General features: G+C 61.2%; 9 protein-coding genes. 4 read left to right on the top strand and 5 right to left on the bottom strand.

Annotated features, from left to right (window positions below; genetic code table 11):
- Positions 1-287: 287 nt before the first annotated feature.
- The gene (gene lon / locus ABAC460_RS36585; protein ID WP_031236812.1) at positions 288-2,684 is read right to left on the bottom strand and encodes an endopeptidase La; all 2,397 of its coding nucleotides are present in this window, start codon (positions 2,682-2,684) and stop codon (positions 288-290) included.
- Positions 2,685-3,075: 391 nt separating this feature from the next.
- On the opposite strand from lon, the gene hemB reads away from it, so the two are divergent.
- Positions 3,076-4,077, top strand: coding sequence for a porphobilinogen synthase (gene hemB / locus ABAC460_RS36580; RefSeq protein WP_023453679.1), 1,002 nt, complete (start codon positions 3,076-3,078; stop codon positions 4,075-4,077).
- Between the two features lie 88 nt (positions 4,078-4,165).
- Positions 4,166-5,647: an SEL1-like repeat protein gene (locus ABAC460_RS36575; RefSeq protein ID WP_023453678.1), complete on the top strand. Its 1,482-nt coding sequence runs from the start codon at positions 4,166-4,168 to the stop codon at positions 5,645-5,647.
- On the opposite strand, the gene ABAC460_RS36570 is transcribed toward ABAC460_RS36575, so the two are convergent.
- The 3 genes from ABAC460_RS36570 to ABAC460_RS36560 are packed head-to-tail and all read right to left on the bottom strand — an operon-like array spanning position 5,648 to position 9,029.
- On the bottom strand, positions 5,648-7,621 hold the full coding sequence (locus ABAC460_RS36570; RefSeq protein ID WP_023453677.1) for an ArnT family glycosyltransferase: 1,974 nt from the start codon (positions 7,619-7,621) through the stop codon (positions 5,648-5,650).
- Between the two features lie 59 nt (positions 7,622-7,680).
- Positions 7,681-8,547, bottom strand: a complete 867-nt coding sequence (locus ABAC460_RS36565; RefSeq protein WP_023453676.1) for an NAD(P)-dependent oxidoreductase — start codon at positions 8,545-8,547, stop codon at positions 7,681-7,683.
- A complete protein-coding gene (locus ABAC460_RS36560; protein ID WP_031236811.1) occupies positions 8,544-9,029 on the bottom strand; it encodes a flavin reductase family protein in 486 nt (161 codons plus the stop codon). Before ABAC460_RS36560 ends, ABAC460_RS36565 begins: the two co-directional genes overlap by 4 nt.
- Before the next feature lie 145 nt (positions 9,030-9,174).
- On the opposite strand from ABAC460_RS36560, the gene ABAC460_RS36555 reads away from it, so the two are divergent.
- Together ABAC460_RS36555 and ABAC460_RS36550 are read left to right on the top strand one after the other, a co-directional pair.
- Entirely contained in the window at positions 9,175-10,083 is a 909-nt protein-coding gene (locus ABAC460_RS36555; RefSeq protein WP_023453674.1) for a flagellar motor protein MotB, read from the top strand.
- A 93-nt stretch (positions 10,084-10,176) separates the two neighbouring features.
- On the top strand, positions 10,177-10,905 hold the full coding sequence (locus ABAC460_RS36550) for an arginyltransferase (RefSeq protein ID WP_023453673.1): 729 nt from the start codon (positions 10,177-10,179) through the stop codon (positions 10,903-10,905).
- A 208-nt stretch (positions 10,906-11,113) separates the two neighbouring features.
- Here the strand turns inward: ABAC460_RS36550 and ABAC460_RS36545 are convergent, their stop codons facing one another.
- Positions 11,114-14,251: a calcium-binding protein gene (locus tag ABAC460_RS36545; RefSeq protein ID WP_023453672.1), complete on the bottom strand. Its 3,138-nt coding sequence runs from the start codon at positions 14,249-14,251 to the stop codon at positions 11,114-11,116.
- Positions 14,252-14,262 lie beyond the last annotated feature (11 nt).

Below are 14,262 nucleotides of genomic sequence, written 5' to 3'. Positions count from 1 at the left end.
AACCGTGTTTTTTAAAGGGTTTGCGCGTTTTCACGGTGTTTTGACGGCTCCGTTCACGGAAAATCGCGGAAATTGAACCACGCGGTACAGTCGCGCAGCGATTTTCGGCCCAAAGCCTTATGGTAAAAGGAATCACTTATCCTCCCCCGTTGGCGGGGGAGGTGTCGAGCAAGCGGAGGCCGAAGGCTGAAGCGCGTCGAGACGGAGGGGGAGTCGGAAGCTCAAACGCATATAAAAAAGAGCCGCACATCGCTGCGCGGCTCTGATCTATTTCAAGACGACAATCCTCAGTGCGCGGTGGCACTATCGGCGTCATCCACCGCGGTCGACGTGGCCGAAGCGGCAATCACCGGCTCGATCCATTCCACCGGGGTCAGCGGCTTGGTCAGGGCATGCTGCAACGCCTCCTCAACCAGGGCCACCGGAATGATTTCCAGCCCCGACTTGACGTTGGCCGGCAGTTCGATCAGGTCCTTCTCGTTCTCCTTGGGAATAAGAACGGTCTTGATACCGGAACGCAGAGCCGCCAGCAGCTTTTCCTTCAACCCGCCGATCGGCAGAACACGGCCGCGCAGGGTGATCTCACCGGTCATGGCCAAATCCTTGCGCACCGGAATTCCGGTCAGGACCGAGACCATAGCGGTCGCCATCGCGACGCCGGCCGACGGACCGTCCTTGGGCGTAGCGCCTTCCGGGACGTGGACGTGGACGTCGGTCTTGTCGAACACCGGCGGAATGATGCCGAAGCGCGGCCCCAAGGCGCGGACATAGGAGTTGGCCGCGGAGACGGATTCCTTCATCACTTCCTTGAGGTTGCCAGTCACCTTCATCCCGCCCTTGCCGGCCATCTTGATGGCTTCGATGGTCAGGATGTCGCCGCCGAACTCGGTCCAGGCCAGGCCAGTGACGATGCCGACCTGGTCGGTTTCGTCGGTGGCGCCGTAGTGGAACTTCTTGACGCCGGAATATTTGGCCAGACGCTCGTCATCGATTGTGATCGACTTGGCTTTCTCACGCACCAGGTCACGGATGACCTTGCGCGCCAGATTGCTCAGTTCGCGCTCCAACGACCGCACACCGGCTTCACGGGTGTAATAGCGGATGATGTCGCGGATCGCCTTTTCCGGCACCACGAACTCGTCGACCGTCAGACCATGGTCCTTCATCAGCGTCGGCAGAACGTGACGCTTGGCGATCTCGACCTTTTCATCCTCGGTGTAACCCGGGATGCGGATGATCTCCATCCGGTCCAGCAGCGGCTGCGGCATGTTCAGCGAATTGGCCGTGGTGACGAACATGATCTTCGACAGGTCGTAATCGACCTCGAGATAATGGTCGTTGAAGGTCGAGTTCTGCGCCGGATCCAGCACTTCCAGCAGAGCCGAAGCGGGATCGCCGCGCCAGTCGGCGCCCATCTTGTCGATTTCGTCCAGCAGGAAGAAGGCGTTGGTGGTCTTCACCTTCTTCATCGACTGGATGATCTTGCCCGGCATGGAACCGATATAGGTCCGGCGGTGGCCGCGGATTTCCGACTCGTCGCGCACGCCGCCCAGCGAGATGCGAACGAACTCACGGCCCGTGGCCTTGGCGATCGACTTGCCCAGCGAGGTCTTACCGACGCCCGGAGGACCGACCAGGCACAGGATCGGGCCTTTCAGCGTGCCCATGCGCGCCTGGACGGCCAGGTGCTCCAGTATGCGCTCCTTGACCTTGTCCAGGCCATAGTGATCGGCTTCCAGCGTGTCCTCGGCCTTCTGCAGGTCGATAGCCTTGGGCTTGGTGGCGCCCCAGGGGATCGACAGCAGCCAGTCGAGATAGTTGCGCACGACGGTGCTTTCGGCCGACATCGGCGACATGTGCCGAAGCTTGTTCAGCTCGGCCATGGCCTTGGTGCGGGCTTCCTTGGAAAGCTTGGTGCCCTTGATCTTCTTTTCGAGATCGGCCAGCTCATCCTTGCCCTCGTCCTGTTCGCCGAGTTCGCGCTGGATGGCCTTCATCTGCTCGTTGAGGTAATATTCGCGCTGGGTCTTTTCCATCTGGCGCTTGACGCGCGAGCGGATTTTCTTCTCGACCTGCAGCACCGAGATTTCGCCCTCCATGAGAGCGTAGATCTTCTCCAGCCGCTTGGTGACCGAAAGCTGCTCCAGCAGGCCTTGCTTCTCGCCGATCTTGACGACCAGATGCGCCGAAATCGAATCGGCCAAGGTGCCGGGGTCGGTGATTTCACCAATTGCCTGAAGCGCTTCCGGCGGAATCTTCTTGTTCAGCTTGATATAGTTTTCGAACTGTTCCGACACGGCGCGAACCAGGGCTTCCAGGTCGGGACCTTCCGACAGGTTGGCCTCCAGCACATAGGCCTCGGCTTCATAGTACTTGTCAGTGCCGACGAAACGCTTGATACGGGCGCGCGCCTTGCCTTCGACCAGAACCTTGACGGTGCCATCGGGCAGCTTCAGCAGTTGCAGGACGTTGGCCAGCACGCCGATTTCGTAGATGGCGTCGGTATCGGGATCATCGTCGGAAGAATTCTTTTGGGTGGCCAGCAGGATCTGCTTGTTGCCACGCATGACCTCATCCAGGGCGTGCACGGACTTCTCGCGGCCGACGAAGAGCGGCACCACCATGTGCGGGAAGACGACGATGTCGCGCAGCGGCAGGACAGGAATGGTCAGGGTTTCTAACATCATAACTCCTTCACAAGACTCAGCCGCCGCCTTAACCCAAGCTTAAGAGCCTAAGCTCGCGTACTCAACAGAGTCTTAACATAAAGAGCGCGTCACCGGTGACGGAGACAAAAGTGTCACGGTTTATCGCTTCCTGACCCATGTGGTGTGTTCCGCCGGTTTGCGCAAGACGGAACTGCGACACCGTTGTGAACACCCCACTCTTCCCATACGTCACTGGGCGCCCTTTAGATGAAGCAGACTGAATTGGTCCTTACTTCTCCTCCCCATGACAATGGGGAGGGGGACCGCGAAGCGGTGGAGGGGTATAGGGCAGGTGCACTGTCGCCTGCCCATATTCCGACACTTCAAACCCTTGGCAACCTTCGCTGTTCAGCTTAAAGCGAAACTCATGAGCTTTACTCCCATCCTCGCCCCCTTCCCCGCCGCCCGCCCGCGCCGGCTGCGCCAATCCGCCTGGACCCGCGACCTGGTGGCTGAAAACCGCCTGCACGTCTCCGACCTGATCTGGCCGATCTTCGTCCACGACCGCGACGTCGCCTGCGAGCCCATCACCTCATTGCAAGGCGTCGATCGCCTCAGCATCGCCCAGGCCGTGCAGGAAGCCAAAGAAGCCCGCGACCTTGGCATCAATGTCCTGGCCCTGTTCCCGCACCTCGACGAACGCCTGCGCACCTCCGACGCAAAAGCCGCCATCGACCCGAACGGCCTGATCCCGACCGCCTGCCGCGCCATCAAATCCGCCGTTCCCGATATCGGCCTGCTGGTCGATGTTGCGCTCGATCCCTATACGGACCACGGCCACGACGGCCTTCTGGTTGACGGCAACATCGTCAACGACGCCACGGTCGAGATGCTGATCCAGCAAACCCTGGTCCAGGTCGAAGGCGGCGCCGACATCGTCGCGCCGTCGGACATGATGGACGGCCGCATCGGCGCCATCCGCAATGCCCTGGAAGCGACCGGCCACCACGATACCCTGATCATGTCCTACGCCGCCAAATACGCCTCGGCCTTCTACGGTCCCTATCGCGACGCCATCGGCGTCAAGGCGCTGAAAGGCGACAAGAAAACCTACCAGATGGACTCGGCCAACAGCGACGAAGCCCTGCGCGAGGTCGCCATCGACATCTCCGAAGGCGCCGACATGGTCATGGTCAAACCCGGCCTGCCCTATCTCGACATCGTCCAGCGCGTCTCGGAAACCTTCAAGGTCCCGACCTTCGTCTATCAGGTCAGCGGCGAGTACGCGATGATCAAGGCCGCGGTCGAAAAGGGCTTCATGGACCATGACCGTGCCGTTCTGGAAACCCTGCTGGCCTTCAAACGCGCCGGCGCGTCGGGTATCCTGACCTACTTCGCCAAGCACGTGGCCCAGCTGTTGAAGAATTGATCAACTTCAATCATCGATAAACATTTTCGCTTGACGATGACGCGGCAAAGGCCATTATCCCCCGAATGACAACTGGGGGATAAGGGTCATGCCGAAACGTCACCATCTTGCCGCTGCGTCGCTGCTCGCCTGTCTGGTCGCCGCACCGGCCTTCGCCCAGAACGCGCCACCGCCGGCCTCTCCGGCAACACCCAATGCCCAGTCGGTGATCATCCAGGGCAAAAAAATCCGCCGCGACCGCAAGAGCGTCCGCATCGACGCCCACACCGGCAGTTCCTGCGCCTTTATGCGCGGCTTCAGCGCCTATGACGAAGGCGTCATGCAGGACTACCTCGAACATTTCGGCGGCAACCGCGACTCCGCCGTCAACGATCCGGGCGGCGACGAAACCGATCCACTGCGGCCCGGCGCCCGCGTTCGCGACATCGCGCCGTTCGGCAACGCCTCCCAGGACAATAGCGGCCAGGGCAGTTCACCCGGCGACCGCTTTACCTCGACGACGCCGGGCGGCTGTACCCAGGCCGATGTCGCCGCCGCCTCCGGCCGCAACTCCATTCTGCGCCATGACAAATCCCTGACCCAGGCCTTCGAAGCCTTTGACTCAGGCGATTACCCCAAGGCCCTGGAACTGTTCGAAAAATCCTATCAGAAGATCGGCTATGACGAGGCCGCCTTCATGCTGGCCAAGATGTACCTGGCCGGCCTGGGCACGCCCGCCAATGTTGAAAAGGGTATCTTCTGGCTGAAGAAGGTCGCCGAAGCCCCGTTCGAGCTCAAGGACGAGGAAAAATTCGACCCGGCCGATCCCTACGCCTTGAGCACGCGCGCCGACGCCACCATGACCCTGGCGAACATCTATCTGACCGGCGCCGGCGTGCCGCGTGACGCCAAGGAGGCCCGCAAGTGGTTCGAAAAGGCCGACAGTATCGGCTTCATCCCGGCCGCTCATATCCTCGGCCAGATCTATCAAAACGGCCTCGAAGTGACGCCGGACATCGACAAGGCGATCAAATATTACAAACGCGCCGGCGAATTCGGCTTTACCCCGTCCCAGTACGAACTGGGCCTGATCTACTACACGGGCGACGGGGTGCCGGAAGACCGCAAACTGGCGGCGCAATGGCTGATGGCGGCGGCCAGCGGTGGCCACCCCGACGCCCTGTACGAGGTCGGCCGGATGTACGACCTGGGCGACACCCTGCCCCAGGATTCGCAAAAAGCCCTCGTCTACTACAAGGAGGCCGCGCTGAAGGACCAGCCGGCGGCTCAGAACGCGCTCGGTACCTATTTCTACACCGGCGAACTCCTGGATAAGGACCTGGTGATGGCGCGCAAGTGGTTCGAGGTCGCTGCCAATAACGGCGACGCCGACGCCATGTTCAACCTGGCAGCCATGCTGATGACCGGCGAAGGCGGGGAAAAAGACCTGGCCCTGGCCTATGTCTGGTTCAAACTGTCCGAATTGTCTGGCCTGGAAAAGGCAGTGGCGCCGGCGGCCCAGATGGGCGCGAAACTGTCACCCGAAGACCGTGCCAAAGCCGACGCCATCCTCAACCCACCCGCCGCCTGATCACTTGACGTAGAGCCTGCGCGCCGGACCATCAACGGTGGTACCGTCGCTGCGCGTGGCCCGAATCGACAGCTTGTGATCGCCGGGCGTCAGCGCGCCATCGGGGAATTTGAAGTCGAACTGGACCTTGGGATAGTTGGGATCAAACGCGAGCACATCCGGCATCCGCGCCCGCTCGTCGTCGAGACCATAGCGTGTTGGCGCGACAACCCTGCCGTCGATCAGGACATCGACTCTGGTGATGCCGATTGGATCGGCAGCGACGCCGAAATAGTTGCTCTTGTCATCCGTCGTCAGGAACGCACCGCGCGTCGGCTGGCCGATATAGAGCGATGGCAACAGCGGGCACGGTCCGGCAAACGGCTTAGGCGTCGCCCTCACCCGCGCCGTATACATCTGCAGCGCCACGCGCCCGGGCGGCAGCTCGGTCACGCCGAACGGTTCAACATCATCGAATAAACCACAGATATCCTTGTAAAAATCGATCTCGGCCTTGCCTTCGTGATAGACATAGTCCGGCGCGTTCAGCACCAGCACCACGCCCTTGCCGGCGTGATCGCGGACCAGGGAATCGCGGTCCAACCCCCACTTGGTCCGCGCCTGGACAAACCGCGTTTTCAGGTCATCCGGATCGTTCAACGCATAGACCTGCCGCCCCTTGACCGCCGGAAATTCCAGCCGCACCGCGCTGTTGTGACCATTGGCGGCGATAGAGACATCGTACCCGAACCGCGTCCTCGCCCGCGCCAGGGCGGCGGTCAGGTCGCCTTCCGCCAGCGTCCAGTTTTCGGTTTCCGACGAATCGAGCTCGCGCAGGCTGTAAGGTATCTGCATCTGATTGGCGCTGACATAGGCCATGACGCTGAACACCACGCCCGCCACGACGGTAATCGCCGGCCCCAGCGCGACCAGAAGGGTGCGGAAACGGCGCACCCGGTCGGACGCCGCCCGGTCAACATATCCGATCAGCACCCCTGGCACAAAGGCCAGCAACGGCACGAACGCCATCAACGGCCAGTGGATCATGACGGTCTTGTTGAACAGCGCCTGCACGACATAGAAGCCGAATATGCCCACGCCTATATAACCCAGCAGCGCGGCCGGTTTGTCGCGTTCATCCCACAGCGCCTTTTTGGCGCCGACGGCCATGGCAAAGAAGAAGAGCGGGTTGGCGAAGAATATCTGGGTCACGATCAAGGTGACGACGAATTGCAGGTCCAGCCCCAGCCGCGGTCGCTGCACCACATGGAACTGCAGCGCCGGCCAGTCATTGGCGACGTTGTAGATGATCGCCGGCAATACGCCCAGGGCCGCCAGCCCGGCGGATATATACAATCCCGGCTGGCGCCACTGCCGGCGTCCCAGCGGATGCGCCAGCAGAAACGCGAACACCGCGAGGCCCGGAACAACGAATCGGTAGTGCGCCAATAGCCCCAGCCCGGCACACACCCCGGCGCCTATCCACCACTTCAGCCCGTTATCGCTGATGGCGCGCAACAAGCACCCGGCCATCAGCGCCAGCAGAAGCTGCAACCCGCCTTCCGGATAGAAGATCGGCCCGTTCATCGTTACCGCCGGACACAGCAGGGCGATGATCGCCGCCCAGACAGCGTTACGCTGGGAGGTCACGGGCCGGGCCATAAACCAGACCGCGAATGGAATTGCCGCCGCGATCACCAGCGCCACCAGACGCAGCGGCACCACGCTCCACCCGCCAACGCTGGTGACCAGCCAGGCCAGCCACGGATAGCCCGCGGGAATATCGGGATAGGCCAGATCGGGATGGGCGCCGGACATGACGAAATGCGCCTCGTCCCACAGGACATTGGTGACGAGGGCGATGTAGAGCTTCCACACCGTCATGACGGCCAACAAGATCAGGCCGGCGCGGATCAGCAGCCGGTCATCCCCGATGATCTGGCCACCAGGGCCCATAGCCGGCTTATCGGCCGACAGCTCATAGAATTGCGTCATGGTGCCCCCGCAACAGCATTCCTTACTAAAAACGAATCCCTGGCATTGTCCAGCCGCCGTTATTTCCCGCGCCGCGCTTCCAGCCGGGCGTGCAGGCTGGACGTATCCCATCGCGCGCCGCCCATGGCCTGGACTTCGCTGTAGAACTGGTCGACCAGCGCCGCCAGGACCAGATGCGCACCGTTCGACCGCGCCTCGTCCAGAGCGATCCCCAGATCCTTGCGCATCCAGTCGACGGCAAAGCCGAAGTCGTATTTGCCTTCATTCATCGTCGGCCAGCGGTTGGACATCTGCCACGACCCGGCGGCGCCGGCCGAAATCGCCTGCAGCACCAGCTCCGGATCCAGCCCAGCGCACTTGCTGAAATGCAAAGCCTCGGCGACACCCTGGACGACACCGGCAATGGCGATCTGATTGGCCATCTTGGTGGTCTGGCCGGCGCCCGCGGGTCCGATATGGGTGATCGACTTGGTATAGGGCTTGACCAGCGCCTCGACCTCGCCGAACCGGTCCGTCCCGCCGCCGACCATGATCGACAACTGGCCGTTCACCGCCCCCGCCTGCCCGCCGGACACCGGCGCGTCATAAAAAGCTAAGCCTTTTCCGCTAGCTATGTCCGATAGTTCACGCGTCAGTTTCGCCGAAATCGTCGTGTGATCGATGATCAGAGCGCCCGTTTTCATGGCTGGAAACGCCGCTGTCACCGTCTCGCGCACATCCTCGTCACGCCCGACGCACAGCACCAAGGCGTCGACGCCGGCGACCGCCGCTTCGATGGTCTCGGTCGCACTCGCCCCATGCGCCGCCGCCCAGTCAAAGGCCTTGGCATGGGTGCGATTGAAGCCCACCACCTCATGACCGGCCTTGACCAGATGCCCGGCCATCGGCCCGCCCATAATGCCCAGACCGGCAAAACAGAGTTTCACGATACGGTTCCTATCTGGCCATACCTGCCGCGGAAGAAGGTCAGCCCCTCATGTCCCTCGTCCATGTCAAACGACGTCACCTGGCCGACAATCACCAGATGGTCGCCCACAATCCGTGTATCGAAGACCTCGCAGGCCAGAAAACCGATGACCTCGCGCATCCGAAGCGGATGCTCGTCACTCATCAGCATATCATCTGGGACGATGTGGGCATTCTGCTTGGCGAATCGCCGGGACAGCGCCTCCTGGCCCGCGCTCAATATATTGACACCGAACACCGTGGCGTCGGCATAGATCTGATAGCGGTGCGCCTTGACGTCGATACACCACTGGATCAGCGGCGGATCCAGCGACACCGAGCTGAACGAATTGGCCGTGATCCCCAACACCTGGCCGGACGCCATGTCGGGATCGGGCGTCGTCATCACGCACACCCCGGTAGCGAACGTTCCCAACGTATGCCGTAAGCTCTTGCTATCCATCATCTTCCCACCTGAAGCCGTCACTCACGGGTAGCCCAGGTCGCCGGCCAAAACAACGGAAAATCCGTGCCAAGCTTATGGCCTCAACCGCCTCTTAACCTTACTCCGGCTAAGGTCGGCGAATCTCTATCTACCGGGACCGAGAATGGCTAGCCGCGACGCTCCGATTATCATCAAGAAGATCAAGAAAGGCGGTGGCGGCGGTCACCACGGCGGCGCCTGGAAGGTCGCCTATGCCGACTTCGTGACCGCCATGATGGCCTTCTTCCTGCTGATGTGGCTGATCAACACGACTTCGCCGGAACAAAAACGCGGTGTCGCCGACTATTTCGCCCCGGCCAATGTGTCGCAATCGACCTCGGGCTCCGGCGGTATCCTGGGCGGCAACGCGCTCGGCACAGACGGTGACAAGAACGAAGGCACCATGTCCTTTATTGAGCAGATGGCGCCCAAGCCGCCCGACACCCAGGATCGCGACGGTCAGTCCAAGGATGCCGGCCAGCAGTCGACAACGGGTTCGCCTTCAGAGACTTTGGATGACCAGCAAAAGAAGGAAAACAATTCCTTCCAGTCGGCAGCTGAGTCCTTACGTCAGGCACTTCAGGACATGCCTGAACTCGCTGAACTGTCGAAAAACATCCTCGTCGACCAGACTCCGGAAGGCCTGCGTATCCAGCTGGTTGATCAGGAAGGCCGCTCGATGTTCGGTGAAAACTCGGCCGTCCCCAATGATCGCGCCAAGGTCCTGCTGCGTGCGGTGGCCAAGGTCATCAACACCCTGCCCAACCGTGTCTCGATCACTGGCCACACCTCGGGCGTCGCCGGCTCGGGTACACAGAACCCGAAGGACTGGGGCCTGTCGACCCAGCGCGCCGACGTCGCCCGCGGCCTGCTGCAATCGGCCGGCGTCGACCAGGACCGCATCGCCCAGATCCAGGGAAAGGCCGCCAAGGAACCGCTTTATCCAGACGACCCGTCCCTGGCAGGCAACCGTCGCATCGCCATTGTTCTCCTGCGCGAAGCACCGGTCCTGCCGCAAAACACGGGTTTGTAGAAGGCGCTTCGACAATGATCTTGCCCCGTGCTAGGATTTGGGTTCAACTGAAGGACCACGAGTCCCAGCGCAGGGCAGTAGAGTAACAGGGCCATGAGTGAGCATTTTCCAGGGCGAAAACTCAGATACTATCTGACCATTCCCGGTCCCTGCCCCTACCTGCCGGGTCAGGAGGAACGTAAGGTCTTCGTCCACCTGCCGCCGCTGGAAGCCATCAGCGTCAACGACCAGCTCTCGGCCATCGGTTTCCGCCGCTCGCAGAACATCGCCTATCGTCCGGCCTGCCAGACCTGCCGCGCCTGCCAGAGCGTGCGTATCCCTGTGCGGCGGTATGACTTTTCCAAGTCCGACAAGCGCGTGATGAAGGCCAATGCCGACCTGACCAAGACCTTTGTCGAGGCCGAGGCCAGCCGCGAACAGTTCGACCTGCTGCAGAAATACCTGAAGGCGCGCCATCCCGATGGCGGCATGATGGACATGACCTGGCCCGACCTGGTGGCCATGGTCGAAGACACCCTGGTCCGCACCCACCTGATCGAATATCGCATGGACGGCCGCCTGGTCGCCTGTGTGCTGGTCGACGCCCTGAACGATGGCCTCTCCCTGGTCTACAGCTTCTACGATCCCGACCTGATGACCCGGTCGCTGGGCCGCTACATCATCCTGGACCATGTCGACCAGGCGGCCCGCGCCGGCTATGACTATGTCTATCTCGGCTACTGGGTGAAGGGTTCGCCCAAGATGGATTACAAGGCGCGCTACCAGCCTCTGGAAGGCCTGACCGACCTCGGCTGGCAGACCATAACCCCCATCGCGAAATAGTTTAGCCTCCATGTCACGTCCATGGGCGGCGGAAGCCGGAACCCAACACCGTCTTCAGCACGTTAGGCGATGAAATTTACCCTGGTAAAGCAACGATGGCCGCTAAAATCCTCACTCGACACATGAGCTTCTGAAGCGTCGTTTCTTGTATCCATCTACAGGCCATACGGACGGCGTCTATGTGCGCCGTCCCGACCGCTACGTGCGGTTAAGCTATGATGTTCGCACTCACATTGGCCGCCGCATCCGTGATCACCGTGATGACATTGCCGCTGCCGAAATCGACCAGGACGTCCGTCCCCGACTGTGTCACCGTATAGCTGCCCAATCCGCTAAGTTGGATCTTGTCGCCCTCGGCGGAGTTGAAGTCCATGATGGTATCCAGCTTGAACCCGGCCTGGAACAGGAAGATATCCGCCAGCGCCCCACCGGTCAGGACGTCATTACCGCCACCGCCGTTCAGCGTATTCAGGCCGTAATTGCCGGTGATTATGTTGTTCCCGCTGCCGCCCGTGCCATTGATATTGTTGCTTCCGGTCAGAACCAGGTTTTCGACATTCAGTCCATTCAGACTGAAAGTCGCGTTCGAATAGACGATATCGGTGCCGCCCCCGGAGGCCTCGACGACCGAGTCGCCGCTACTGTCGACAATGAAGGTATCGTTGCCCGATCCGCCATCCATGGTATCGGCGCCGGCATCGCCGTCAAGATAGTCATGCCCCCCCGCCCCGGACAGCAGATTATTTCCGATGTTCCCAATCAGGGAGTTGGCGCTGCCATTGCCGGTTAGATTTATATTGTCGCTGCCCTGCAGCCAACCCACTTCAATAGAACGGCCTGAAAGCGTGTACGTAACGAAAGAATACAGGACGTCATAGGACGCGTTGGCATCGGTCTCCACGACATTGTCGTCCGTATTCTGGATGATATAGGTGTCGGCGCCCAGCCCGCCGGTCAGGACATTCGCCGCGCTGTTGCCGATGATGTAGTTGTCCGATTCATTGCCGGTGCCGTTGATCGCCGCGCTGCCGGTCAGTTGCAGATCCTCGATATAGGTCCCCAGCGTGAAGGTAACGCTGGACTGGACCAGGTCGTGCCCGCCGCCAAGGGTATATTCGCGGGCAATATCGCCGGCATTATCGACCACATAGGTGTCGAAGCCAGCTCCGCCCTCCAGCACGTCGGCGCCGATCCCGCCATTCAGCAGGTTGTTACCATTATTGCCCAGGATGGTGTTGTTGCCGTTGTTGCCCGTGCCGCTGACCGCCCCGTCCAGCAGCTTCAGGTTCTCCACCGCGATCCCGGTCATCACGAAATTGACCGAGGAGCGCACCAGGTCTATCCCGCCGTCGGTGGCTTCGGTGATGACGTCATCGCCATCGACGACATAGGTGTCGTTCCCGCTTCCACCGTTCAGCTTGTCCGCCCCGCCGCCGCCGATCAGCAGATTGGCGCCGCTGCTGCCAGTAATCGAGTCATTGCCGGCGGAGCCGATCGCATTTTCAATGTCAAGCAGTTCGGTAACGTCGCCGGTCGAGGCCATCGCCCAGCCTTCGTTCAGGTTGATATTGGCCCAGCTGAAGGCGCTGGCGCTGACGTAGTCGCCGCCCCCGCCGCCATCGACATGGTCATTGCCCATCGACAGGTAGAACAGGTCGCCGCCTTCACCGCCCGCGGCAAAGTCGTCACCATTGCCACCGTCGATGATGTCGTTGCCGTCGCCGCCGTCCAGATGGTCGTTATCGTCATAGCCGGACAACTCGTCATTACCGGCGCCACCGTACAGCGAATCGTCGCCGAACAGGCCGATCAACTCGTCATTGCCGCCTTCGCCGTACACCTGGTCATTGCCGTTGCCGGCATTGATCGTATTCCAGCCGGCATTGCCGACAATGACGTTGTTCTGCGCGTTGCCACTGCCGGTAATGTCGCTGAAACCGGTCAGCACCAGATTTTCGACAAAAGCGATCGAATTCAGGTTGAACGACAGCGACGAGATCACCGTATCGGTCCCTTGCCCGCTACGTTCGGAGACCACGTCGGACGCGCTGTTGACATAATAGGTATCGTCGCCCAGCCCGCCATACATCTTGTCGGCGCCACTGCCACCATCCAGGATGTCATTGTCGACAGAACCGTAGAGGGTTTGCGCACCCGCCAGACTGGTCGCCACGCGGAAGGTGCGCTGATAGACGCCGTCGCCGCTGCCATCCTGGCCGAAGCTGCTCCAGGCCACGGTATAGCCGCCGTCCGCCAGGGCTGTGACGGTGGGAAGCTCCTGGGTATTGACCGTGTAAGTGTTGACGCGGGTTTCGATGCCGATGGCATTGCCCTCAGCGTCGAACCGCTGGGTATAGACGTCGGCCATGAAATCGCCGGCCGGAGAACTCATCCAGGTAACGACGAAGCCGCCGTCGCTCAGTCCCGTCACCTGGGCCGCGCTTTGCGTGCCGGCCACGGTGGTGTTGATATGGATTTCCGCGCCCGCCGCCACGCCGTCGGCATCGTAGCGCTGGGCAAAGACGTCGTGATACCCCAATCCATCAGCGCCACTCCATGCGACGACAAATCCGCCGTCCTCCAGTGCCGAAATGGCCGGAGCCAGCTGGGTTCCCGCCGTCGTCGAATTCACGATGATTTCGCCCGTAATGGCCGTACCCGCGACATTGTAGCGCTTCATGACCACGTTCCAGCCCGTCGCATCCGTGATCGAATAGGCGCTCCACGCGACAATGAAACCTCCGTCCGCCAGACCGAGAGAAACCGGCAGGTTCTGTTCGGATTCCCCGACCGTGTTCACCCGGAACTCGGCGCCGTTGGCCAAGCCGGAGGCCGTGTAACGCTGGGCATACACGCCCTCTCCGATAGGCTCGTCCACCGGATCGTCCTGGCCGACACTCGTCCACACAACCAGGAAACCGCCGCCGGCCAGTGCGGTGACATGGCTGTCCATTTGATCATTGTCGGTGAAGGTACTGACATGGAATTCGCCGCCGCTGGCGACACCGGCATAGGTATATTTCTGTCCGTAGATGCCATAGTAGCTGCCGTCCTGGCCGTAACTGCTCCAGGTCACGACAAACCCGCCGTCCAGGGTCGCGGTGACGGAAGGCTGGCTTTGGAGGCTCGTCGCATAGGTGTTGATCTTGAACTCGCCGCCCACCTTGTGGCCGCTGGCGTCAAAGCGCTGGGCATAAACCGCGCCATTGCCGCCTTCCTGGGTCGAGGACTTCCACACCAGCACGTAGCTTCCGTCGCTCAGCGTGGTTGAAACCACCTCGTCCTGGTCGGTAAAGTAATAGCTGGGCACCAGCAGTTCGGGATCGACGGTCAGGATAGTGGTCATGGGTCAGGCTC

It is taken from the genome of Asticcacaulis sp. AC460, assembly GCF_000495795.1.
In the GTDB taxonomy this organism is placed as follows: Bacteria; Pseudomonadota; Alphaproteobacteria; order Caulobacterales; family Caulobacteraceae; genus Asticcacaulis.
The sequence above is the reverse complement of the archived record's forward strand: the minus strand, read 5'-3'. Positions and strand labels throughout refer to the sequence as shown.